This is a genomic window from Mycobacterium sp. (assembly GCF_008709575.1).
GTDB lineage: Bacteria > Actinomycetota > Actinomycetes > Mycobacteriales > Mycobacteriaceae > Mycobacterium.
Map to the genome: position 1 here is coordinate 1 of NZ_VYIK01000547.1, position 540 is coordinate 540.

Below are 540 nucleotides of genomic sequence, written 5' to 3' on the forward strand. Positions count from 1 at the left end.
TGAGCTGATCTGTGCGAGTGCGTCATTGAGTAATGAACAGCAGCCCGGCAAACGCGCTTCGCAGATCGCGCGTCGCATCGAGACCGAAATCATCCGCCGCGGCTGGCCGACCGGCGAATCGCTGGGTTCCGAGCAGGCCCTACAACAGCGCCACCAGGTGAACCATCAGGTCGCGTGCATGCGGCGCGCACCGGGCGGCGGTCTGTTGATCTCGAGCCCGATGCCGGCCCGGCGACCAGCGCCATCGTGATCTACCGGAATGTCTATCGCGGTCGACGACCTGCCCGACGCGCGGTTACTCGTCGAGCCGTTGGCTGCGGCACTGGCCGCCGAGCGCGTCGACGACGCCGGTATCGAGCGGCTGCGGACCGTCCTGGACGCCGCATCGGCGCAGAAATTCCACTTACCGCTCGCCGAGGAGCCCAAAAGTCCTCTGCTGCATCGTCGCTGCCGTCACCACCGGGGACGCCGCGCCGGATCGAGTAGTTCTCGGTCCAGCCGGTCACCAGGTCGGTCATGGTCAGGGTGCGGGCGAACTCG

General features: G+C 67.0%; 1 pseudogene. It reads left to right on the plus strand.

The features are described from left to right. Positions 1-25 precede the first annotated feature (25 nt). Positions 26-439 (plus strand): annotated as a pseudogene (locus F6Q13_RS20065) (FadR family transcriptional regulator); the annotation flags it as partial. Between the last annotated feature and the right edge of the window lie 101 nt (positions 440-540).